Annotated in this window: 23 protein-coding genes; 11 read left to right on the plus strand and 12 right to left on the minus strand. The window is 57.0% G+C overall.

What is annotated here, in order from left to right; genetic code table 11:
- Window positions 1–60: 60 nt before the first annotated feature.
- Window positions 61–549 carry a MaoC family dehydratase gene (locus RMR16_RS11145; protein WP_320198166.1) on the plus strand — a complete coding sequence of 163 codons (489 nt, stop codon included), beginning with the start codon at window positions 61–63 and terminating at the stop codon, window positions 547–549.
- Window positions 550–723: 174 nt separating this feature from the next.
- A complete protein-coding gene (locus RMR16_RS11150; RefSeq protein WP_320198165.1) occupies window positions 724–2,094 on the plus strand; it encodes an APC family permease in 1,371 nt (456 codons plus the stop codon).
- 79 nt (window positions 2,095–2,173) lie between these two features.
- Here the strand turns inward: RMR16_RS11150 and RMR16_RS11155 are convergent, their stop codons facing one another.
- The 5 genes from RMR16_RS11155 to RMR16_RS11175 are packed head-to-tail and all read right to left on the minus strand — an operon-like array spanning window position 2,174 to window position 7,660.
- On the minus strand, window positions 2,174–2,728 hold the full coding sequence (locus RMR16_RS11155) for a sarcosine oxidase subunit gamma (RefSeq protein ID WP_320198164.1): 555 nt from the start codon (window positions 2,726–2,728) through the stop codon (window positions 2,174–2,176).
- Entirely contained in the window at window positions 2,721–5,681 is a 2,961-nt protein-coding gene (locus RMR16_RS11160; protein ID WP_320198163.1) for a sarcosine oxidase subunit alpha, read from the minus strand. Before RMR16_RS11160 ends, RMR16_RS11155 begins: the two co-directional genes overlap by 8 nt.
- A complete protein-coding gene (locus RMR16_RS11165) occupies window positions 5,678–5,992 on the minus strand; it encodes a sarcosine oxidase subunit delta (RefSeq protein WP_320198162.1) in 315 nt (104 codons plus the stop codon). The genes RMR16_RS11160 and RMR16_RS11165 overlap by 4 nt, the downstream gene beginning before the upstream one ends.
- Before the next feature lie 10 nt (window positions 5,993–6,002).
- Window positions 6,003–6,407, minus strand: a complete 405-nt coding sequence (locus RMR16_RS11170; RefSeq protein WP_320198161.1) for a hypothetical protein — start codon at window positions 6,405–6,407, stop codon at window positions 6,003–6,005.
- Window positions 6,407–7,660 carry a sarcosine oxidase subunit beta family protein gene (locus RMR16_RS11175; protein ID WP_320198160.1) on the minus strand — a complete coding sequence of 418 codons (1,254 nt, stop codon included), beginning with the start codon at window positions 7,658–7,660 and terminating at the stop codon, window positions 6,407–6,409. Before RMR16_RS11175 ends, RMR16_RS11170 begins: the two co-directional genes overlap by 1 nt.
- A 306-nt stretch (window positions 7,661–7,966) precedes the next feature.
- On the opposite strand from RMR16_RS11175, the gene rpsU reads away from it, so the two are divergent.
- Window positions 7,967–8,200, plus strand: a complete 234-nt coding sequence (gene rpsU / locus RMR16_RS11180; protein WP_320198159.1) for a 30S ribosomal protein S21 — start codon at window positions 7,967–7,969, stop codon at window positions 8,198–8,200.
- A 185-nt stretch (window positions 8,201–8,385) separates the two neighbouring features.
- Entirely contained in the window at window positions 8,386–9,210 is an 825-nt protein-coding gene (locus RMR16_RS11185) for a tetratricopeptide repeat protein (protein WP_320198158.1), read from the plus strand.
- Between the two features lie 132 nt (window positions 9,211–9,342).
- On the opposite strand, the gene RMR16_RS11190 is transcribed toward RMR16_RS11185, so the two are convergent.
- Together RMR16_RS11190 and RMR16_RS11195 are read right to left on the minus strand one after the other, a co-directional pair.
- Window positions 9,343–9,672, minus strand: coding sequence for a hypothetical protein (locus RMR16_RS11190; RefSeq protein ID WP_320198157.1), 330 nt, complete (start codon window positions 9,670–9,672; stop codon window positions 9,343–9,345).
- 273 nt (window positions 9,673–9,945) lie between these two features.
- The gene (locus tag RMR16_RS11195; protein ID WP_320198156.1) at window positions 9,946–10,170 is read right to left on the minus strand and encodes an aa3-type cytochrome c oxidase subunit IV; all 225 of its coding nucleotides are present in this window, start codon (window positions 10,168–10,170) and stop codon (window positions 9,946–9,948) included.
- A 419-nt stretch (window positions 10,171–10,589) separates the two neighbouring features.
- On the opposite strand from RMR16_RS11195, the gene RMR16_RS11200 reads away from it, so the two are divergent.
- The gene (locus RMR16_RS11200; RefSeq protein WP_320198155.1) at window positions 10,590–11,129 is read left to right on the plus strand and encodes a TRAP transporter small permease subunit; all 540 of its coding nucleotides are present in this window, start codon (window positions 10,590–10,592) and stop codon (window positions 11,127–11,129) included.
- Between the two features lie 27 nt (window positions 11,130–11,156).
- Complete coding sequence (locus RMR16_RS11205; protein ID WP_320198154.1) at window positions 11,157–12,659, plus strand: TRAP transporter large permease; 1,503 nt, start codon at window positions 11,157–11,159, stop codon at window positions 12,657–12,659.
- Window positions 12,660–13,046: 387 nt separating this feature from the next.
- On the opposite strand, the gene RMR16_RS11210 is transcribed toward RMR16_RS11205, so the two are convergent.
- On the minus strand, window positions 13,047–14,153 hold the full coding sequence (locus RMR16_RS11210) for a TRAP transporter substrate-binding protein (RefSeq protein ID WP_320198153.1): 1,107 nt from the start codon (window positions 14,151–14,153) through the stop codon (window positions 13,047–13,049).
- 298 nt (window positions 14,154–14,451) lie between these two features.
- On the opposite strand from RMR16_RS11210, the gene RMR16_RS11215 reads away from it, so the two are divergent.
- The gene (locus RMR16_RS11215; protein WP_320198152.1) at window positions 14,452–15,207 is read left to right on the plus strand and encodes a gamma-glutamyl-gamma-aminobutyrate hydrolase family protein; all 756 of its coding nucleotides are present in this window, start codon (window positions 14,452–14,454) and stop codon (window positions 15,205–15,207) included.
- Between the two features lie 226 nt (window positions 15,208–15,433).
- Here the strand turns inward: RMR16_RS11215 and RMR16_RS11220 are convergent, their stop codons facing one another.
- The 3 genes from RMR16_RS11220 to RMR16_RS11230 form a co-directional block, all read right to left on the minus strand.
- Complete coding sequence (locus tag RMR16_RS11220) at window positions 15,434–16,396, minus strand: 2-hydroxyacid dehydrogenase (protein WP_320198151.1); 963 nt, start codon at window positions 16,394–16,396, stop codon at window positions 15,434–15,436.
- Between the two features lie 92 nt (window positions 16,397–16,488).
- Window positions 16,489–17,511 carry a LacI family DNA-binding transcriptional regulator gene (locus RMR16_RS11225; protein WP_320198150.1) on the minus strand — a complete coding sequence of 341 codons (1,023 nt, stop codon included), beginning with the start codon at window positions 17,509–17,511 and terminating at the stop codon, window positions 16,489–16,491.
- Between the two features lie 119 nt (window positions 17,512–17,630).
- Window positions 17,631–18,140, minus strand: a complete 510-nt coding sequence (locus RMR16_RS11230; RefSeq protein WP_320198149.1) for a MarR family winged helix-turn-helix transcriptional regulator — start codon at window positions 18,138–18,140, stop codon at window positions 17,631–17,633.
- Between the two features lie 181 nt (window positions 18,141–18,321).
- On the opposite strand from RMR16_RS11230, the gene RMR16_RS11235 reads away from it, so the two are divergent.
- From RMR16_RS11235 to RMR16_RS11245, 3 genes are all read left to right on the plus strand, one after another.
- Window positions 18,322–19,140: a creatininase family protein gene (locus RMR16_RS11235; protein ID WP_320198148.1), complete on the plus strand. Its 819-nt coding sequence runs from the start codon at window positions 18,322–18,324 to the stop codon at window positions 19,138–19,140.
- A 78-nt stretch (window positions 19,141–19,218) separates the two neighbouring features.
- Window positions 19,219–20,355 carry a CobW family GTP-binding protein gene (locus RMR16_RS11240; RefSeq protein WP_320198147.1) on the plus strand — a complete coding sequence of 379 codons (1,137 nt, stop codon included), beginning with the start codon at window positions 19,219–19,221 and terminating at the stop codon, window positions 20,353–20,355.
- Between the two features lie 172 nt (window positions 20,356–20,527).
- Window positions 20,528–21,520 carry a WD40 repeat domain-containing protein gene (locus RMR16_RS11245; protein WP_320198532.1) on the plus strand — a complete coding sequence of 331 codons (993 nt, stop codon included), beginning with the start codon at window positions 20,528–20,530 and terminating at the stop codon, window positions 21,518–21,520.
- Window positions 21,521–21,596: 76 nt separating this feature from the next.
- Here RMR16_RS11245 and RMR16_RS11250 read toward each other — a convergent pair whose 3' ends face one another.
- Window positions 21,597–21,890 carry a hypothetical protein gene (locus tag RMR16_RS11250; protein ID WP_320198146.1) on the minus strand — a complete coding sequence of 98 codons (294 nt, stop codon included), beginning with the start codon at window positions 21,888–21,890 and terminating at the stop codon, window positions 21,597–21,599.
- 262 nt (window positions 21,891–22,152) lie between these two features.
- Here RMR16_RS11250 and RMR16_RS11255 point away from each other — a divergent pair, with 262 nt between their 5' ends.
- A complete protein-coding gene (locus RMR16_RS11255) occupies window positions 22,153–23,316 on the plus strand; it encodes a hypothetical protein (protein WP_320198145.1) in 1,164 nt (387 codons plus the stop codon).
- Window positions 23,317–23,424 lie beyond the last annotated feature (108 nt).

Here is a 23,424-nt window from a genome sequence, read left to right on the forward strand (position 1 = left end):
CGCACAGTTGTAAGCTTCAAAGCCTGACCGCGTTCAAACACCCATTCGTCGCGAGGAACCATGCCCAAAGAAATCTCTCTTGCCGAGGTGAAAAACTTGGTCGGCTCCGAGATCGGAGTATCGGACTGGATCACCGTCGACCAAACGATGATCGACGCCTTCGCCAAGTCCACGCTGGATGATCAGTTCATTCACACCGACCCGGAACGCGCCAAAGCCGAAAGCCCCTTCGGCGGCACCATCGCGCATGGTTTCCTGACGCTTTCGCTGCTGTCTGCCATGAACTACAGCGCCCTGCCCAAAATCCGCGAGCAGACCTTGGGCATCAATTACGGCTTCGACAAACTCCACTTCGTCTCACCCGTCAAAAGCGGCGCCCGCATTCGCGGCCACTTCACCCTCGCCGAAGCCCGCTTCCGCGGTGCCGCGATGCTGATGAACACCTATGACGTGACGGTGGAAATCGAAGACGAAAAAAAACCGGCCCTCACCGCCCGCTGGATCACCATCAGCCAGTTCGACCCGGAAGACAGGCCGGAGGATGATTAGGGGCAATACTGTTATCGCCTGATCCAGCGTAACAATCATCCCCGCTGGAAATCCCTGGTCCTCTGTCACACGAATTTGCGCCAGTACGCATTGCGCACAATGTTTTCGCTCTCACATCGGAACTTGTCCCTTTAATCCGCGTTGCATATCACACGCATTGAGGGGGAAAATTCAATGGCAACACCCGTGACTCAACCCGATAATTCAGCAGAGCCGCAGACCGAACTCAAACGCGTCATCGGCCCTGGACTTCTGCTTTTGTTCATCGTTGGTGATATTCTCGGCACCGGCATTTATGCCCTCACCGGGCAAGTTGCTGCGGAGGTCGGCGGCGTTGTCTGGCTGCCATTCCTCATCGCCTTCGGTGTCGCACTTCTCACCGCCTGCAGTTATCTGGAACTGGTGACGAAATATCCGAAGGCCGCGGGTGCTGCGCTGTATACGCACAAGGCGTTCGGTGTGCATTTCATCACCTTCCTCGTCGCCTTCACGGTCATGTCGTCCGGCGTCACATCCGCGTCCACCGCATCACGCTCATTCGCGGCCAACTTTACGACCGTTACCGGCTTCGATTTCGGAGCCTTTGGCGTGACCGGCGTTGCCATCGCCTTCATTGCCGCCATCGCCCTGATCAATTTCCGGGGTGTCGGCGAAAGCGTGAAGATGAATGTCGTGCTGACGGTGGTGGAACTCACCGGCCTGCTGATCATCATCGGCATCGGTTTCTGGGCCATCGGCAACGGACAGGGCGATGTATCGCGCGTCTGGACCTTCGAGCCAGCCGGAGACCACGGCGTTATCTGGTCTGTCGTCGCTGCGACGACACTCGCCTTTTTTGCCATGGTCGGCTTTGAGGATTCGGTCAACATGGCCGAAGAGTGCAAACAGCCTTCCCGCATCTTCCCGAAGGTGCTGCTGGGCGGTCTCGCCATCACGGGAGTCATCTATGTTCTCGTCGCCATTTCCGCCATCACGCTGGTTCCGGCCGCAGAACTCGGTGAAGGCGAAACGCCTTTGCTGAAGGTGGTTGCGGCAGGCGCGCCCAATTTCCCGATCGGCGTTTTCGGCATCATCACCATGTTCGCCGTTGCCAATTCCGCGCTGATCAACATGATGATGGCAAGCCGCCTGATTTACGGCATGAGCCGTGAAGGCGTGCTTCCCCCGGCGCTCGGAAAGGTCCATAAGGGCCGCCAGACACCCTATATCGCCATCATCTTTACATCGCTGATCGCCATCGGCCTCATCGCCTTTGCCGGTGGTGTGCCAGCCCTCGGCGGCACCACGGCGCTGCTGTTGCTGGGTGTCTTTACCATCGTCAATGTCGCGGTTCTGGTGCTGCGCAAGGACAAGGTTGCCCACAAGCATTTCCGCACCCCCACCATCCTGCCCATCATCGGCGCGGTCAGCTGCTTTTTCCTCGTCGGCCCGTGGACGGGGCGCGATCTGGTGCAATACTCCATCGCAGGCGTGCTGCTATTCATCGGTGTGTTGTTGTGGCTTGCCACGGTCGGCTTCATGCGGATGCAGGAGAAGGCGGCGTAAGAGGCGTCACGCTCTCCCACCCCGTCGCCCGCACATCCCACTCCGTCATTCCAGCCCTGAGCCAGAATGACGGAAAAAATTATTGCCCCGCGTCCCGCGCGCCCTCTTCCAACAGCCCAAACACATAATCCGCAAAAGACCGCCAGCATTCCACCCGAAATGTATCCTCGGCAATCCGCACCAGTACCACTTCCGCTTTGCCGAAAATGGTGCGGGAGCAGGCACCGACCGGAAACGCGGCAAGGGACAGATCCTGCGGGCATCCGGCGTTGATGGTGGCTTCCGCGCCCGTGCCGGAAACGGTGATGGCCACGTTGCGGTGCGAGACATCGGTTGCCGAATGGATGGCGGATACGGAGGCGCAGGCGTCGAGCAGGTTGCTTTCGCCTTGGTCGATTACCAGCCACTCGTCTGGCCCGAGCCAGAGTGCGGAGCGCAGGCCTGATGTCGCCGAGCTTTTCGGGCTTTGCGGCAGCTTGATATCCAGCGCCTGCGACAGTTCTTCCACCGCATCGGCCTTGGCGCGCAGCGAGATGCGGAAGGCGGGGGCGGCGATTTTAATGGAGACGGTGGCGGAACCGCCGCGTGTGCCATCCAGAACCAGCGTGCGGTTTGCCTGTGCAAGATCAGCCATTGATGCGGCCTCCTTCCTTGTCGAAGAACACCATGTCCGTCACCTCGACCGCAATCGTCTTGTCGGCCAGCGGAATGTAAAGCGTTTCGCCCAACCGGGCGCGACCACCGGCCACCAGGCCGAAGGCGATGGAGCGACCGAGATTTTCCGACCAATAGGCCGAGGTCACATGGCCGAGCATGGTCATGGGCTTGGGCTGGTTCGGATCGACAACGATCTGCCCGCCCTCTTCCGGCACGTCATGCGGATTTTTCGGCAAAAGCCCGACAAGTTGCTTGCGACCTTCACGCACCAGATCGGGGCGCTGCAAACCGCGAATGCCAACAAAGTCGGTCTTCTTTTTGGAAACCGCCCAGCCAAGACCGGCATCGTCCGGTGTTACCGTGCCATCGGTGTCTTGACCGACAATGATATAGCCCTTTTCGGCACGCAGAATATGCATGGTCTCGGTGCCATAAAGGCAACCGCCCACCGCCTCGGCGCGCTCGGCAATCGCCTTCCACACGGCAGGGCCGAAGTCGGCAGGCACGTTGATTTCAAACCCGAGTTCGCCCGTAAACGACACCCGGAACAACCGCGTCGGCACACCGCAAATCTTGCCCTCGGCCACAGCCATATGCGGGAAGGCTTCCGGCGAAATATCGATGCCTTCGACCAGAGGCGCGATAATCTCCCGCGCTTTCGGCCCCTGCACGGCAATCACCGCCCATTGTTCGGTGGCGGATGTCAGCCAGACGTTCAGATGCGGGAACTCGGTCTGGAGGTAATCTTCCATGTGTTGCAGCACGCGCGGCGCACCGCCGGTCGTCGTCGTGACGTGAAAACGGTCTTCCGCCAAACGCCCCACCACGCCGTCATCGTAAACGAAGCCATCTTCGCGGGTCATGATGCCATAACGGCAACGGCCCGGCTTCAGCGTGTCCCACGCATTGGTATAGAGCAGGTTCAGGAACTTAGCCGCATCCGGCCCCACAACCTCGATCTTGCCGAGCGTGGAGGCATCGAAGACGCCCACAGTTTCGCGCACCGTCTTGCACTCGCGGTTCACGGCCTGGTGCATGTCTTCGCCGGCACGCGGGTAGAACCATGCACGTTTCCAGTTGCCGACATCTTCGAACGAGGCACCGGCAGCTTCTTCCAGCGCGTGCATCGGCGTCTTGCGGGCGGGGTCGAACAGCGCCCCGCGTGAATGCGCAACCAGCGTGCCGAACGTAACCGGCGTGTAGGGTGCGCGGAACGTCGTCAGGCCCACTTTCGGCAAGTCACGGTTCAACGCCTCAGCCGCGATGGCAAGGCCGTGCATGTTGGAAAGCTTGCCCTGGTCAGACGCCATGCCGTTGGTGGTGAAGCGCTTGATATGCTCGATGGAATGCATGCCTTCGCGCACCGCAAGGCGAATATCCTTGGCGCAAACATCATGCTGGAAATCGATGAAGGCCTTGACGCTATCGGCCTCGCCAGCGCCGTCCGCAGCGCCAATCATGCCGCCGGTCCACGTCAGCGCATTGTTGCCGGAAAAGTCCACCGTCCCGCCACCAGCGGCAGCAGCCTCGGCAATCAGGTCTGCCAGATCATCCGTGCCGTTGCAGGCACCAATGGACACGCACTCCTGCACATGCACATCCGGCAGAAAACGCTGGTGTTCCGTGTCATATTTCAGCTTGCCGCGAGATTGCGAGAACAGATGCACAGACGGCGTCCAGCCGGCAGAAACGATCAGCGCATCCACCTTGATCTTGCGTTTTCCAGACCCGCCATTGCGCCCAACGGTGATGGAAGACACGCGCAGACGTCCGGCCGTGTCGTAAACACTATGGCCCGCCAGCACCTCAATGCCCAAAGCCCGCGCCTCATCCAGAAGCTTCACATCCGGGTTCTGGCGGCAATCCACGATGGCAGCGATCGAAACCCCTGCCCGCTTCAGGTCGAAGGCTGTCTCGTAAGCGGAATCATGGGCGGTGTAGACCGCCACATTGTGGCCCACCGTCACGCCGTACTGGTTGAGATAAGTCCTTGCCGCAGAGGCCAGCATAATGCCGGGGCGGTCATTGTTGGCAAACACCATGTGCCGCTCGATAGCACCGGTCGCCAGCACCACCTTCTTCGCCCGAACCTGCCACAGTCTCTCACGCGGTTCATGCAGCGCAGGTGTGGCCAAATGGTCGGTCACGCGCTCCGCAAGGCCAATGAAATTATGGTTGTAATAACCAAACACCGTCGTTCGCGTCAGAACCTGCACATTCGGCAGCGCTTTCAGTTCAGCCAGCGTCTTTTGCGCCCACGCATAACCGCTCACGCCATCGATTGTCGCGCCCGTATCGAACCGTAAAGCGCCACCAACCTCGGCGTTTTCATCGGCAACAATCACCTTCGCGCCGGTTTTCGCCGCAGCAAGCGCTGCCGTCAGACCGGCAACACCGCCACCCGCCACCAGCAGATCGCAATGGGCATAACGGCTGGCATAATGGTCCGTGTCGCCCTGCTTCGGCGCGCTACCAAGACCTGCTGCACGGCGAATGATCGGCTCATACAGCTTGTCCCACGCGGCCTTCGGCCACATGAAAGTCTTGTAGTAGAAGCCCGCGACAAACATCGGCGAGAAGAAATCGTTGATTGCGCCAACGTCGAAAGACAGCGACGGAAAGCGGTTCTGCGAGGAGACGATGGCCCCATCGAACACTTCCTGCACGGTCGCCCGCACATTGGGCTGACGGCGAGAGGCATCCCGCGAGACATCGATCAGCGCATTCGGCTCTTCCGGTCCGGCAGACAGAAATCCACGCGGGCGGTGATATTTAAACGAGCGCCCGATCAGATGCACACCATCGGCCAGCAGCGCGGAGGCAACCGTATCGCCCTGAAGCGCGGTGTGTATCTTGCCATCAAACGTAAAACGCGCCGTGCGAGCAGGCGTCAGGCGGCCAGCGCCTTTGATACGATAAGCGCCGCTCATCGGGCTGCTCCTTCGCTGGATGCTAAAACAGTGCCCTCATCCGGCTTCGGCTCTCCGGCCTTGTAGGTCAGATGAATCTTGTCGGTCACGGAATGACGGGCCGCATTGAAGAACCGGCCACAGCCATGAATGTGCCGCCAGCGCTCGAAAACCAGCCCCTTGTCATTGTCCCGCATGAAGAAAAACTCCGCGAATTCCTCGTCGGAAATGGCGGCAATGTTTTCGGGGCGCACAATATGCGCCTCCCCCGCCCAGCGGAATTCCAGCTCGGAACGCTCTTCTTCACAATACGGACAATGGATCAGCAGCATGGCTTTTTACCTAAAGAGAGCTTTCCGGAATCACCGTTCCGGCGGGTTGGTCACACAGGCGTTTTCCCATGGTGATATAGGACGACAGCCTGTTCATCAGTTCTTCGAAATTGGCAAAGGGCGCAAACCCACTGCCGCGCCCGATATTTACAACCGCCATCGCCATCGGGTTGGTGTCGATGTTGATCGGATATTCATTGTCGCCCTGCGCGTTCTCCGGCACGAAATAAACGAGTTTCTGCCCGAGACTCGGCGCGCACATCAACAGACCTTTATGTGCCGTAAACGGCCAATTGTCCTCACCCTGCGCTTTGGCAATCGTTTGCACGCGAAAATCACCGGCTTCCGGCACAAGCGTGTTTGCCTGCGCCGGAGACGCTGCAAATGTTGCGGCAAGAAGCGCGATCGGCATCATCAATGCGCCACCGCCGCCGCCGCCGCCTCATCGATCAGCCGTCCGCTGCGGAACCGCTCCAGATTAAGCCCCTCGGCCAGCTTGTGCGGCTCGCCACGGGCAATCAGATGCGCAAACAGATGCGCAGAACCCGGCGTGGCCTTGAAACCACCCGTACCCCAACCGCAATTCACGAACAGGTTCGGCACCGGCGTCGTGCTTTGAATGGCAGAGCGATCCGGCGTGTTGTCGGTAATGCCGCCCCATTGACGCATCATTTTCACACGGCGAAAAATCGGGAACAGCTCGCAGATCGCATCCAGCGTGTGGGTAATGATCTGCAAACCGCCGGTCTGGGAATAGGAATTATACTGGTCCGTGCCTGCCCCAATCACCAGCTCGCCCTTGTCCGATTGCGAGATATAAGCATGCACCGTGTTGGACATGACCACGCAAGGGAAAATCGGCTTCAACGGCTCGGACACCAGCGCCTGCAACGGGTTGGAGGCCAAAGGCACACGCACATCGGCCATCTTCATAATAACAGAAGAGTGCCCCGCCGCCGAAACGCCGATTTTCTTGGCGCCGATAAAGCCGCGATTGGTTTCCACACCCGTCACCGCGCCATCCGGTCCGCGCCTGATGGCCGTCACTTCACAGTTCTGGATCACATGCACGCCGCGATCCGATGCTGCACGCGCATAACCCCAGTTCACCGCATCATGTCGCGCCGTGCCGCCACGCCGCTGAAGCGCTGCACCATTGATCGCGTAACGCGCATTGGCGGAAATATCGAGCGGCGGACAGTAAGCCTTTGCCTGCTCCGGCGTCAGCCATTCATTGTCGATGCCATACAGCCGGTTGGCATTGATATGGCGCTTGAAGCTCTGCTGGTCGTGCACATTGTGCGACAGCATCATCACCCCACGCGCCGAATACATCACATTATAATTGAGATCCTGGCTCAAGCCTTCCCACAGCTTCAGGGAATGCTCGTAAATATCCATGCTCTCTTCATAGAGATAGTTGGAGCGGATGATGGTGGTGTTGCGCCCACTATTGCCGCCGCCGATCCAGCCTTTTTCCAGAACCGCGACATTGGTAATGCCGTGTTCCTTGGCCAGATAATAAGCCGCACCCAGACCATGGCCGCCGCCGCCAATGATGATGACATCATAGTCCTTGCGCGGTTCGGGAGATGCCCACTGCGCATCCCATCCCTTATGCCCGCGCAAAGCCTCACGAGCCACGGCGAAAACCGAATATTTGCGCATTGGCAAACCACTCCCTAGAAAACCGGCTGGACTATTCCGGTAGAACCATACACATGGCAAATCAATACAGACAGCATTGTTCCTTTTGCGACGCGGCGACGTGAATGTTTTGACATGGGCCATAAGAATGGTTTGTACGGCGCTTTTTGCAGCCTGTTCACAGTTAACGGCTGGACTTCGTGAAAATGATCTGATATTGCACCACACCAATCGCGTCGGCCAAATGGCCTACCGAACGATTTTTTGTTTGCTTGCGAATGCCTTTATTCACATGGCAAAATAACCAACCAAAGGAACGGGATTCACGTGCAGGTACTAGTCCGCGACAACAACGTTGATCAGGCGCTTCGCGCTCTCAAGAAGAAGATGCAGCGCGAAGGCATTTTCCGCGAAATGAAGATGCGTGATTACTACGAGAAGCCTTCCCAGAAGCGCGCTCGCGAAAAGGCTGAAGCTGTTCGCCGCGTTCGCAAGCTGGCACGCAAGCGCATGCAGCGCGAAGGCCTTATCGCAGGTCCACGCCCGGCTCCTAGCCGTTAATAGGCCGTCTTTTAGACGTTTTTGAATGCTTGTTGGGCGGGGGCGATTTTTTCGCCGCCGCTTTTTGAGTTTGTGACCGTGGAATTGGCTTCGGTAGAGGGAACCCATATCGCATGAATGCTGTTGATACCCGTCACTCCAGAAATTCGTCTGTGCTTTCAAGCGGCGTATCCCAGAGAAAAAAAATGCGGTTCCAATCTTCCCTCATCGTTTTCGGCATCATGGCAGCACTGTCCGGTTGCGCCACCACCACACAGACGAATGACGTTTTCCAGCTTGATCGTGCTCAGGGATCGCAGGAAAACATTGCCTCGCTAACCTCCGTCATCAATGCCAATCCACAAGACCCCGAAGGGTACAACGTGCGTGGCTCGGCATATGGTCGTGCTGGCGATTCCAAGCGTGCGATCGCAGATTTCGAGCGCGCCTTGCAGCTCAATCCGCGCTTCTATCAGGCCTATGCCAACCGCGCCCTCGTTTATCGCAACTCGGGTCAACAGAGCCAAGCCTTGCAGGATTATAATTCCGCGCTCCAGATCAATCCGAGCTATGATGTCGCCCTCATCGGTCGCGGCAATCTTTATCGCCAGACAGGCCGCGTCAACGAAGCCTTCAATGACTTTTCCGCCGCAATCAGCCTCGATACGACAGATGGCCGTGCATGGCACAATCGCGGCCTGATCTATCAGCTGCGCAACCAGCACGCTCAGGCCATCGAAGACTTCTCGAAGGCCATCTCGCTTTCCTCGAATTCGCCTGAACCCTACAATGGCCGTGGTATTTCCTACGTCGCGCTGAACGACGACGAAAACGCCTTCGCAGACTTCAACCACGCCATTGCGCTGGATGGCGATCTGGCCGAATCCTGGGCAAACCAGGCACTCGTTTACGAGCGCCGAGGCGAAAAAGACAAGGCCGCCAAATCCTACGGTCACGCCGCCCGCCTGGACCCGAAGTACAAGCCCGCCATAGACGGCCTGGCCCGCACCCGCGGCGCCCGCCCTTCGTAAGCGGCATCGGTCATATTCAGAACGAAAAAAGCCGGAAACGACGTTTCCGGCTTTTTTGATTCTCCGCGACAGGAATGCCGCGTGCAATCAGACAACGACGATTAAGGAGAGAAAGTGCTTCGCATTTTAGTGCTATTGGCCGCAGGTGTAAGTGTAAGCGGCTGCGGACTGACAAAGGTGCCTGAATTCATTCACGAGAAAGACGTGAGCAGGGTCAATGCCGTTGGTTCGAGCTTGGATACTGCCAGAGCCATGGCCACGCGCAATGGGTTTAAGTGCGACGACTATATAGATCGGAACCGCACTGTTGTGACGAAAGACAATGTCCAACGAAAAACCAACATCCTTCAGTGCCACAAGACGTCCCTTGATTTGGTCTGCCCGCAGCGCCGATATATCGTCTTTAATGCCGACGTTGAAAGCGGCAAAATTTACAGCATAGGCAAGCGTATAACCCAACATTCCTGCTTCTAGAGGACAATGTCGCGGAGCAGCAGGGACGCTCCGAGCATACGCCTGAGATGTGTGGCCCACCCTGCTTCAACAGCGCGCGGGCATCCCTTCCTTCACGACGTAGTCGATCTGCGGATCGTTGATAGCGGATGGATTGCCAAGCCGGGCAAGGCTCAAGCCAATGCCGCAAACCAATTCGGTTTAAATGGAGAGGCGCTCACAACACAAAAGCAGTCGAGAGAGACGCCTCTCTCGACCTGAAACCAACAAGATCAGAAGTGATTAACGCAACAGCACGAAACCGGCGACCGTCAGGATGACGAAGACGAGGAAGCCGCCGAAAAGGCCGCCTGTCGTGAAGAAACCGACAGCCATGGCAATCATGAGAACAGTGAGTAGCATCGTGCCGTATTTTGCGGCAGCCAGAAAGCCGTCATAGGTCTTTTCGTGCTCGGAATAATTCATCGCAGCACCGACTTCGACTGGACCCGTATGATGTTCGCTCATGCCATTTCCCCTTTAATATTCTACAACCCTGCCAGTCACTCCACGCACAACGCGACGGTGTCCCTCACGCAGCAGGCCCTGTAGAAAGCTCCGTGGCAAGACCTACCATAAGTTCCGTGAAAAATGCAATGGAAGCGGCTGCCTCCGTCAGAAACATATGCCGGTGGCGTGGTAGCACTCAAATCGCGTTGAACCTGTGCAGGCGGGCAACATAACCGCTCACAATTCTTCTGAAACACCTGTTTGCACCGCAGACTGCGCTATCGCGGTTGCATTTCGTAAATCCACCTCCTACACGAAATAGTGTGGGAGGAGTCCAAAGCTTGCCGGTTGAGGCGAGGCGCATATGTGCGCTTCGGGCGAAGCGATACGGACGACCCTCTCCGCAAACCCGCAAAGGGATCAAAGAGGGGATGAGAATGAAGGCTCTTCTAAGTGTGAGCGCCCTTATTGACTGGTTCAGTGAGGCCATGGGCAAGGTTGCAGGCTATCTCGTGCTGCTCTGCTGCCTTGTCAGCGCAGGCAACGCCATCGTGCGTTATGTTTTCAACTACAGCTCGAATGGCTGGCTGGAAATCCAGTGGTATATGTTCGCCTTCATCGTTCTGGTCGGCGCATCCTATACGCTGCGCATGAACGAGCATGTGCGGGTGGATATCATTTACGGTGCCATTTCAGCCCGCACCCGTATCTGGGTTGATATTATCGGGCTTCTCTTTTTCCTTCTTCCCGCATGTTTTTATCTCGCCTGGTTGAGCTGGCCGATGTTTGCCCTTTCCTGGGCTCAAAACGAGATTTCCTCCAACGCCGGCGGGCTGATCCGCTGGCCGGTGAAACTCATTATTTTCGCGGGCTTCGCATTGCTGGTCCTTCAGGGAATATCCGAAGTGGTGAAGCGCATCGCCGCGCTGAACGGGCTCTACCAGCTCGACACCAAATACGAAAAACCGCTCCAGTAACGTCAGCGTTGATCGAAGGATATTTCCATGTTCGCATACGGAATTTTGCCGCCGCTGATGTTCGTGGGCATGATCATTTTCATGCTCTACGGTTTTCCAGTGGCCTTCTCGCTTGCCACCGTCGGGCTGTTGTTCGGCGTCATCGGCATTTTCACGGAGCATTTTTCACCCGCCTTCATGCAAGCCCTGCCGCTTCGCATTTTCGGCATCATCTCCAATGATTTGTTGCTGGCCATTCCCTTCTTCACCTTCATGGGCGCCATTCTAGAGCGATGTGGACTGGCCGAAGATTTGCTGGAAGGCACCGGCAAACTGTTCGGCGCCGTCCCCGGCGGCCTTGCCTATGCCGTCATTCTCGTCGGTGCCATTCTGGGTGCGATCACCGGCACGGTTGCGGCTTCCGTCATCACCATGGGCGTCATTTCCCTGCCCATCATGCTGAAATATGGCTATAATCCGCGCCTTGCCACCGGCGTCATCGCCGCCTCCGGCACCATAACCCAGGTCATTCCGCCATCGCTGGTGCTGATCGTTCTGGCCGACCAGCTCGGCAAGTCTGTTGGCGACATGTATCTGGGTGCCATCGGACCTTCGATCCTGCAAGTCACGATTTTCCTGCTGTTCATCTTCGTGATGTCGAAACTGCGCCCCAAGGATTTGCCTGCCCTTCCGCCGGAAGCGCGCGGCGAACTCAATCGGGCGTTGGTCTTCAGAGTGCTGGCAGGCATGGTGCCGTCCATCGTGCTGATCTTCCTTGTGCTTGGCACCATTTTCATGGGTCTTGCCACGCCCACGGAGGCGGGCGCGCTTGGCGTCGTCGGTGCCATGGCGCTGGCCGCCGCCCACCGCCGCCTCAGCTGGGATCTGATCAAGCAGGGCATGCATTCCACCATGCACATCACATCGATGGTGGTGTTCATTCTGGTGGGTGCCACCTGCTTCAGCCTCGTCTTTCAGGGCATGGATGGTTCGCTGTGGATCGAACACATGCTGTCCGGCATTCCCGGCGGGCCAATCGGCTTCCTGATCTTCGTCAACATCTTCATTTTCTTTCTGGCCTTCTTCCTCGATTTCTTCGAGATCGCCTTCATTGTCGTGCCGATGCTGGCCCCGGTTGCCCAGGCGCTTGGCATCGACCTCATCTGGTTCGGCGTGCTGATCTGCATCAACATGCAAACCAGCTTCATGCATCCGCCGTTCGGTTTTGCGCTCTTCTATCTGCGGTCCATTGCACCCAGATCGGTCAAGACCTCGGACATCTACATGGGCGCGATACCCTGGCTCGGAATGCAGTTGATCCTCGTCGCCATCGTCATCTTCTGGCCAGAATCCGTCACCTACTGGCTGGACAAGGCCCCGCAGGTCGATCTCAACACCATCAAGATCGAAGTCCCTGCTTTTGGCAATCAGGGCGGCAACACCATGCCGAATTTCGGCCTGCCGCCGATGGATGGCGCACCAGCCCAGCCGGGTGGAAATGGACTGCCGGGAATGCCGAACCTGAACGAGCCGCCGAAGATCGGCCCGTGAGGGAAACACTTTTTACGTGTATAATAACGTATTAGATTGGTGAAGTGGAAGGCAGGGTTAGCCCCCTACCTTCCGTTTATTTAGTGCTTGAAATTGAGTCGGACAGTCATTGACCAGCCTGTCCGGCTTTTTCTTACAATAAACGTAATGCTAAACGGCTTTCGCATAGCATCACCTCCACAGTTGAACACCAAGGCCTTTGCCAAGGTCTGCGGGGGCCGTCTACGCCGATACTCCGGCTGGTCACCGAGTGTGCTGCTTTAGCATTCAGCTCCTGCGATCATAGAATTGAAATCCCATTTGTCGAGATAGCACAATTATTGAGAGCAAAACAAAACCCGGACCTTTCGATCCGGGTTCGCTTTCTGCACAGGAGTGTGATGACGGCTATAGCTTGCCGTTGCGTTGCTGGATCATCATGAACGTATCGAAGGTGTACTCCGCAAGCTGCATCCACAAATACCCTTCGCGCTTGAAAGCAACCTGATCGTCATAGACCTTCTTGAAGTCCGGGTTGACGGCTGAGATTTCCGCATAGACTTCAAGCGCCGCTTTATAGCAGGCATCGAGAATATCCTGACTGAAAGGCCGCAATGTTGCTCCTTCGGCGACGATCTGCTTGATCGCCGTCGGGTTCTTGGCGTCGTATTTCGCCATCATATTGGTGTTGGCAAAGGCGCAGGCATCCTGCAACACGGCCTGATATTGCTTCGGCAGGGTGTTCCATTTGTCCAGATTGACGAAGGAATGGATCACCGGACCGCCTTCCCAGAAGGCCGGATAATAGTAATATTTGGCGACCTTCTGGAAGCCGAGCTTGTGGTCGTCATAAGGACCAACCCACTCCGCCGCGTCGATGGTGCCTTTTTCCAGCGCCGGGTAGATATCACCACCGGCAATCTGCTGCGGAACAACCCCAAGCTTCTCCACCACCTTACCGGCCAGCCCGGCAATGCGCATCTTCACGCCCTTGAAGTCATCGACCGTGTTGATTTCCTTGCGGAACCAGCCACCCATCTGCACGCCGGTGTTGCCGGAAATCATGCCGTACAGATTATGCTTGGCGTAAAACTCGTTCAGCAGCTTGTTGCCGTTGCCCTCATAGAACCATGAATTCGTCAGGCGGGCATTCAGACCGAACGGAATGGCTGTTCCAATCGCAAATGTCGGGTCTTTACCGACATAATAATAGGAGCAGGTATGGCACATTTCCACTGTGCCGGAAGACACGGCATCGGCCGCTTGCAGACCCGGCACGATTTCACCGGCCGCGAAAATCTGGATATTGAAATTGCCGTCCGTGGCCGCTGACACATGGTTGGCGATGTCCTGCGCACCACCAAAAATCGTGTCCAGCGACTTTGGAAACGACGAGGTCAGACGCCAGGTGATTTTGCTGGTTTGTTGCGCAATGGCGGGTGCGGCCAGAACAGTTGCCGCAGCAGCCCACGCGCCCGTAACAGCACCTTTTTTGATAAACGAACGACGATCCATAAATATCCTCCCAGATACGAATCTCACCCTCAGCCGGACTCCCCTCCGCTATCAGGCATTGCAGAAGAAAAGCACGCGGATTTGCGGCTGACAAGCATCTCAACCAACAATAAACCCTCTGAAACAGCGCGTTTTCGCAACTTTTTTGGCGCATCCGCGTCACGAATAATATGCAACTGAAATATCGCCCATCACGCCTTATACTTTAGACCAAAGACATTGGCGGAAGGACACATGCGGCGCTTGACTATCCCCCCTCGTCGGCGTCACAAGAAACGAAGTCGACTTCGGAGCCATCATGTCCAAACCCATCATCGCCATTCCCGCCGATATAAGAGAGCTTGCGGGCGCGCAGTGGCATGCAACACCCACCCAATACCTTTCGGCCGCATTGAGGGTGGCGGATGTCATGTCCTTCATCATTCCGGCCTTCGAAGACGGCAATGATACCGATGCCATTCTGGATCGTGTGGACGGGCTTTTGGTCTCCGGCTCCGCCACCAATGTACACCCTTCCCTTTATGGGCTGGAGGCAAAGGAAAGCGATGGCCCGTTCGATCCCGCTCGTGACGCCACCAGCCTGCCCCTCATTCGCCGCGCCATAGAACGCGGCATTCCGATGCTCGCCATCTGCCGTGGCATTCAGGAGCTGAACGTGGCGCTGGGCGGAACCCTCGCCAGCGAAATTCAGGAGCAGCCCGGTATTTGGGACCATCGCAAGCCCGATGATGCGGACCGCGATGTCGCCTACTCCATCCGCCAGCCGGTCTTTGTGCGTGAAGGCTCCTGCATCGCCCAACACCTTGGCGTGACGGGTGAAGTGCAGATCAACTCACTGCACCGCCAGGCCATCGCTGAGACAGCTCCAAGACTTCAGGTGGAAGCAACGGCAGAAGACGGCACCATCGAAGCGGTTTCGGTAATCGACGCCAAAGGTTTCGCCGTCGGCGTGCAATGGCACCCGGAATATTGGGCCGAAACGGATGCTCCGTCGCGTGCCTTGTTCGAGGCGTTTGGCAAGGCTGTGCGGGAGTATAGGGCGAGCAAGGCTTAGACGGTTTTTTTGGAGAACAAGCACCGCTAGCACCGTCATGCCGGACCCGATCCGGCATCCAGCGCCGCGTGTCCACGCGGAAAAGACTCTTCCTACCACGATCCTAGCATATCAAAAGTTTTCTCGCCTTGCAGACGCAAGGCGGCTGGACCCCGCATCAGGTGCGGGGTGACGGAGGCATTGACACTGCCTCCGTCAAAAAGAGGTCTGGCCGAAAAAAAGCAGATCACCCCTTAACAGGCGTTTCCGGCACCGGCGTCAGCGCCTTGCGCTCCTTCAGCCAACCCAGCACATTGTCCGCCACCAGATCGGCCATGGCATTGCGGGTCGGAACGGAAGCGGAGGCGACGTGCGGCAGCAGCGTCACGTTCGGTAGCGACAGAAACGCATCTGGCACCTTCGGCTCGGCGTAAAACACGTCCAGACCGGCTGCGCCCAGAACACCATCCTGAAGCGCTTTCAACAGCGCGTCTTCATCGACGCTGGAACCGCGCCCGACATTGATGAACACGCCGTTCGAACCAAGGGCTGCAAAAATCTCGGCGTTGAGAACCTTGTGTGTCTCCGCCGTGCCCGGCACGATGCAGATCAGCACGTCCACGGCCTGCGCCATCTCCTTCAACGAAGCGTAATAGGTGTAGGGCAGTTCGGAGCGTTTGCTGCGGGTGTGATAACCGATCTCCACCTTAAACGGCTCCAGCCGCTTGGCGATTTCCTGACCGATGCGACCCATGCCGAACAGGCCAACCTTGCGGCCCCGCAGCGAAAACGGCGAGAGCGCAAATGGACCATTCGCCGCCCACTTGCCTTCACGCAGATAGCTTTCAGCCTGATACAGACGGCGCACGGTGTTGATGAGCAAAGCGATTGTGGTATCAGCCACTTCGTCGTTCAAAACGTCTGGCGTGTTGGTCACGACAATGCCGCGCGACGCCGCGTGTTTCGTATCCACCCCGTCATACCCCACACCGAAATTCGCAATGATTTCCAGGTTGGGCAGGGCATCGATCCAGCGTGCATTCACGCCACCGGACACGGCAATGGCCTTGATGCGGGCGGCAACATCGGCAGATAGCGCAGGCTCTGCACCTGACGGTGCGGTGATAATCTCCACCTGTCCTTCAAAGCGCTCCAAAACACGCGGATGGATTTTGCCCGGAACGAGAACGGTGGCTTTGCTATCTGACATGCTGGGTAGTCCTCCTGATATAAATCAGGGGCAAGCTAACCCATAGATTCACACAGCGAAACCCATTTTTAGTAAGTTATGGCACCCTAGACTTACTTGCGCGGAACACACGGGCTGGTGGATTGACGAATACGCATTTCCGGCTTGATGAGGTGAATACCATCGGGCTCATGGCTGCCTGCCAGCCTGTCCAGCAATGCACGCGCCGCCAGCCGTCCGACTTCCGCCTGACCGTTGGAAACGGTGGTCAGCGCCGGTGTGGCAATGGCCGCTTCTTCCAGATCGTCATAGCCCGTGACCGAAATGTCCTTGCCCGGCACGAAACCGGCGCGGGAAATACCGTTCATCAGACCGATCGCCACAAGATCGTTCCAGCAAACGGCAGCCGTCGGTTTTTGTGGCAGGGACAGGAAGTTCACCGCCGCCTCGAACCCGCCCTGCTTGGAACGTGCACCGGGAATACGCAAATCAGGATCAACCTCGATGCCCGCCTTGCGCAGTGCATTGACATAGCCCTGATATCGGTCGCGTCCGGTTGATGTCTGGTCCGTGCCGCCCACCATGGCGATGGTACGGTGGCCAAGGCTGATGAGGTGGTTGGTGGCCAGCGAAATGCCATAACTGTCATCGCCGCGATAGGTCGGCATATCCACGCCATCCATCGAGCGCGCCACCAGAATGGCGGGCATGTCGTTTTCTTCCGCCAGCTTCAGGTCTTCCAGCGGCGTGCCGATGGCAGGCGACAGGATGATGCCGTCACTGCCGAGCTGCAACAGCGTTTCGATAAATGTGCGCTGCTTTTCAACGGAATCATAATGGTTGGACAGAATGAAGGTCTGGCGGCTGCGGTCCAGCTCGCTTTCGATGGCCTTGAGAATTTCCCCGTAAAACGGATTCATCACATCATGAAATACGACCCCCACAATGCCGGAGCGTGAGGTGCGCAGGCTGGCAGCACGGCGGTTATAAATATAACCCAGCGCACGCGCCTGTTCCTTGATTTTCTCGCGCGTGTCGGCCGCAACCAGCGGGCTGTCGCGCAGCGCAAGCGATATGGTGGCAGTCGAAAGCCCAAGGCTTTCGGCAATCGTCGACAGTTTTATCTTTTGCGCCACGGTCCCCTCCCAGTCACGCAACCGCACTCTGCGGCGTTTAAATTGTGACTAAACAATTTAAACAAATCGCGCAATCAATTTAAGAGTTTCAACTCAAGCAAGGACCGAAATACAAAAATTTAATCGATTAATTCAACAGGCTGCAAATTCGCATCGATGGCGCGCAGCAGTTTCACCACGGTTTTTACGTCCTTGGCCGACAGGCCATCGACAGCACGCGCACCGCAATCGGCAATCGATGCGTTGATATGCTCGACGCTTTTCAAACCCGCATCGGTCAGTTTGACCATGGTGAGGCGTCCGTCCCCTTCGCCCGCACTGCGTTCGACAAAGCCCTGCGCCTCCATGCGGCCAATGGTGCGCGTCATGGTCGGCGCTTTGACACCCAGCTTCTGGGCAATTTGCCCCGGCGTCATGCTGCCTTCCTGCGCCAAGGCGAGGATCACCCCGTCTTGCCCGGCGTAAAGACCCGAAGTTGCAAGGTTGTGGCTCAAAACCGTGCGCATGGACCGCGCCGCCTGCGTGATGGATTGCGCAAGCTCATCCGGGCTGAAGGAAATATCTTTCTTCTTGCCCGACTTGTCTTTTTTCGCCGCCTTGTTCTTTTTGGCCAGCTTATCCTTGCTCATCAGCAAATGCCTTTTCTGAAGTCGAGGACGAATAGAGCATTTCCGCCTTTCTCTGAAACGCAAAAATGCTCTAGCTCTTTGTTTTAACGCATTATCCGGACGCGAAACCGCTTCGCACTTTTGCTGGAAATGCTCTATATGGTCTTGGTAACATTTAACGAATACGGGCGCAGATCGCCAGATGCCAAACACATACACGCATATTCATGACAAAAACGTAACAGGCTCATTGCAGACCGAGCGCATTGCCGTGCTACCCTTGGGCGCACACGAGCAGCACGGGCCACATTTGCCGTTCGAAACCGATACGCTGATCGTCGAAGGCATCGTGCAACGGTTGAAGCAATCGCTCAGCGCCGATAGCCCGATCACCTTCCTGCCCGCCGAACCGGTCGGATATTCCATCGAACATATGAATGTCCCCGGCTCCAAAACGCTCAGCTTCGATGAGGCCGTCCACCGCTGGCTATCGATTGCGCAGGAACAGAACCGCAAAGGCATTCGCAAATTCGTGATGCTGAATGCCCATGGCGGCAATTCGCCACTGATGACGATTGTAGCCACCGAAGCGCGGGTGCGTTTCAACATGCTGGCTGTTGCAACCAGCTGGACCCGGTTCGGAGTGCCGCAGGGCGTTATCACACCTACCGACAAAGCCATCGATATCCATGGCGGGGATATTGAAACCTCGGTTATGCTGGCTCTTTACCCCGACCGCGTGGACATGGCGAAAGCCGAAAACTTCCCCTCGCGGCAGAGTGAATTCGCGCACCGTTTCAAACATTTGCGCGCCTATGGTCCCCATGCGTTCGGCTGGATCATGTCGGATCTCAACCCCCAAGGCGTCGCGGGTAACGCCGCTTCCGCCACGGCGCAAAAAGGCGAGACGCTGATAGCCCATGCCGTATCGGGCCTTTTGGAGCTCTTGGACGATGTCCGGGCCTTTGACATGAATTTGCTTGAAAGCTCGGTTCAAAAAACTTCGACAGATTCTCTTTGAACTCATTCCGCCACACGCCTATATGAACGGCAACGCTTTCAAAGGCCGCGTCCCGGCCATTTTCATTCGAGGTTTCCGATGACCGAAGCAGCAACAACCCTAAAGCCCATTCCCGTCACCGTGTTGACGGGATATCTCGGCGCTGGAAAAACCACACTCCTCAATCGCATCCTGTCCGAAAACCACGGCAAGAAATATGCGGTCATCGTCAACGAGTTTGGCGAAATCGGCATCGATAATGATCTGATCGTGGAATCCGACGAGGAAATCTACGAGATGAACAATGGCTGCGTGTGCTGCACCGTGCGCGGAGACTTGATCCGTGTCGTGGAAGGCCTGATGCGCCGTCCCGGCCGTTTCGATGGTATCATCGTCGAAACTACCGGCCTTGCTGATCCGGTTCCCGTCGCACAAACCTTCTTCATGGATGATGATGTGCGCGCCAAGACCGAACTCGACGCCGTGATCGCGCTGGTCGACGCAAAACATCTGCCGCTTCGCCTGAAGGACAGCCGCGAAGCCGAAGACCAGATCGCCTTTGCCGATGTCGTAGTCATCAACAAGACCGATCTCGTCAGCCCGGAAGAACTCGCCGTGATCGAAGACGTGGTTCGCGCCATCAACCCTTCCGCCCGCATCCACAAGACCAGCCGCTCCGGCGTCGATCTCGCCCATGTGCTCAATCAGGGTGCGTTCAATCTGGAGCGCGCGCTGGAAAACGATCCGCATTTCCTCGAACAGAGCCATGACGACCATGTGTGTGGACCGGATTGCGGCCATGATCACCACCATCATGACCACGATCATCATCATGGACACGACCATGGGCATGAGCATCATGACCATGACCACCACGAGCACGATCATAATCACGGGCATGGCCATCATCACGCGCCTGCCTCGCCCATCCATGATGTCACGGTTCAGTCCGTGTCGTTGCGCGGCGGCGAGATGAACCCGGACCGTTTCTTCCCGTGGATTCAGAAGGTCACGCAGACCGACGGCCCCAACATTCTGCGCCTCAAGGGCATCATCGCCTTCAAGGACGATGCGGAGCGTTACGTGGTGCAGGGCGTTCACATGATCATCGAAGGTGATCACCAGCGCGCATGGAAAGACGGCGAAAAACACGAGTCCCGCCTCGTGTTCATCGGTCGCAATCTGGATCGTGAAAAGCTGGAAAACAGCTTTAATGCGTGCGCTGCGACGGCGTGATCGTTGCCACACCATCCGTCATCCTCGGGCTTGGCCCGAGGATCTAATCGCGTCACCAAAAATTGAACGTTGCAGATGGTCGGGACAAGCCCGAGCATGACGACTGATAGGAATGCCCAATACCGCATACCTGCTTGCGACATACAAACCCATACAGAAAGACCGATACCCTATGCCCACCGTTGCTCCTCTTGACCTCGAAGGCCACGTCGTTGCGACGCATTTTCTGGGCGATATCCCGATGTTTGCCACCGCCGCCGGCACCATTCACCGGCTGGATGGCGGCGAAAAAGTCACCGAAGCGCATCAGGGTCTGCTGACCTGCATTCGCGATCCGCACAGCGCAACGCTTCTGACCGGCGGTGAAGATGGCAAGGTGCTGCGCATCGGCCATGACGGCGCGATAACCGAGCTTGCCCATGTGCCGCGCAAATGGATCAGCGTCGTTGCCGGCGGCCCGCAGGGTGCCGTTGCCTATGGCGTCGGAAAATCCAGCTTCGTGCGCCTGAACGATGGAACGGTGAAGGAATTCACCGAAGAGCGCACGGTGGAAGCCATCGCCTTTGCGCCAAAGGGTCTGCGCATTGCCGCCGCCCGGTATAACGGCGTGTCGCTGCACTGGGTGGCAACCGCAGGCGATCCGATCGATCTCGATTGGAAGGGTGCCCATACCGGCGTCACCTTCTCCGCAGATGGCAAATTCCTCGTCACCACCATGCAGGAAAACGCCCTGCACGGCTGGAAAATGGAAGCGACCAAAGGTGGAATGGAAACACGCCACATGCGCATGACCGGCTATCCGGCCAAGGTCAAATCCATCTCCTGGTCGTCCAAGGGCAAATGGCTGGCATCCTCCGGTGCGCCCGCCGCCATCGTATGGCCCTTTGCCAGCAAGGATGGCCCGATGGGCAAGGCACCGCTGGAACTAGGCACCCGCGCCAATATCATGGTCACGCATGTTGCATTCCACCCTGCCGAAGAGGTTCTCGCCATCGGTTTCGCCGACGGAATGATCCTCGGCGTACGCGTGGCCGACCAGAAAGAAGCCCTGCTTCGTCGCCCTGGAAAGGGCGCCATCACATCCATGTCCTGGAGCAGCACCGGCAAACTTCTGGCTTTCGCCTCTGAAGCGGGCGATTGCGGGATTATCGACATCACAGCCTGAATATTCTGTTTCAGAACATGAAAAAGGGGAGCTATGAAGCTCCCCTTCCGCAAGAGATGCGCGGAATTCAATTGCCTTAGTGGCGACGCTTCTTCTTGTTGTAGCCACGGTCGTTATCGTTGCCGATACCGTCCACCGATGTTTTGTTGCCATTCAGAATGCCACTCAAAATACCGGTCTTGTTGCCGTTCAGAATGCTGTTGTTGGACAGGAGACCGTTGAGGCCGAGATCGACATTTGGCGATACGACGACAAGCCCGCCCTTGTTGCTGTTGCCGGATAGAAGACCACCCAGCAGACCGCCCGCATGAGCAGGAGCGAAGGAAGCAATGGTAAGAGCGACAGTAGCACACGCGATTTTTGTAAGCATTTCTCTCTCCTTTAAGCTGTAGATCACCGCCGTCTGGCGTGTCTCAACAGTACAATTAGGATTATCTAATGCAAGCAGATGCTAATACTATAATGAACTGTTAATATTAATGTTTTCAATTTTCATAAAATACAAAACAAACGCCCAGAATGCCTTGAAGCCCGCCATCATGGCAAAACCTGTGGTGGTATCGTCAGCATTCATACAATATTGTTAACCACCTATCTATAAGATATCGCTCAATTAGGTATTGGGGATACGCATGGAAGTCCGCAGTCTCGTTGCGTTGCTTATCTGTGTCGCTTGTGCGCCTTCCGCACGGGCAGAACCGCGCATCACCTATGATACCGAGACGAAATACGACACGAATTACTTCGGCGATACCAACACCCTTCCCGCTTTCAGCCTGCGCACCAGCCTTGGTTTGGAAGGAGAGGTCGAGCGTGAGGGAACGAAGTTCGGATATTCCTTCAACCACCAGGAGGTGCGCGTTCCGCGTTACGGGTTTGCCAATGAGCACAATAGCTCGGTCAGTTTTTCCCTCTCCAAAAAGGTGTCCGACCGGTTGGAATGGAATGCGCAGATGCGCGGCACGCGAAGCGATGCCGGTGACATTTTTCTCAAATTACCGGATGAGGTGATCGGGTATCGCCGCCTTGATCACAAAATCGACCTCTCCACCTCGGCCACACTTGCGGCTTTCGGCGGCAAAAACACCCTGTCCGCCAGCTACGTCAGCCTGATGAAAGGCAAGGCGCATTTCCGGCCCGGTTATTTTCTGCCCGCCCGGCTGGAGGCCAATGAAGCCCTTTTAGGCCTCAAGGCCAACCACATCCGCGCGCTGGCAGGCGGTGAAGTCGGCCTCACGCTGGCCTACAACACCAGCCTGATACCCGATGGGCAGCAACTGAAATACGAACGCTTCCCCGCCACCAATCTTCGCGGCTCATTGGCATACGCCCGCAAATTTGGTGACAGCCTGACAATTCTCATGGAAGCGGGCGTCACGACCATCATGGGCGATGAGATCAGCAATCGCGTCAAGCGCACGCACCCTTATCTGCGCACCGAAGCCGAATGGGAACTCAATGACCGCCTCGCCTTCGGCGCCGGTTTTTCGCAGGACTACGCGCTGTATGATCTGGACGATCCGATCGCCGAGTTTCAGCGCCGCTGGAAACTGGTGATGAAAACCAAGCTCACGGACAAGCTGGATTTCGACGTGACGCTCGAGCGCTCGCGCAAAAACTGGATCTATTACGACTATCACAGCAGCGAAAAACGGCTGTCCGCATCCCTGACGCTCGACGCTGGCAAAGACCGGAAACTGGAACTGGAGTTCTCCCGCCTGCTCCACACCGAATATGACGAAACCGCCGCCTACCGCGGCAGCAGCATTTCCACCCGGTTCAGCGGCGCATTTTGATCTGTGATAACCCTGCGGAGCCGTCCTTTGGGCGGTCTTCGGGCCACATATTCTCAAAAAACAAAAATGGCCCCCGAAGGAGCCATTTTCAACGCCGTGAGCGATCTA

Source organism: Agrobacterium sp. rho-13.3, from assembly GCF_033957765.2.
In the GTDB taxonomy this organism is placed as follows: Bacteria; Pseudomonadota; Alphaproteobacteria; order Rhizobiales; family Rhizobiaceae; genus Agrobacterium.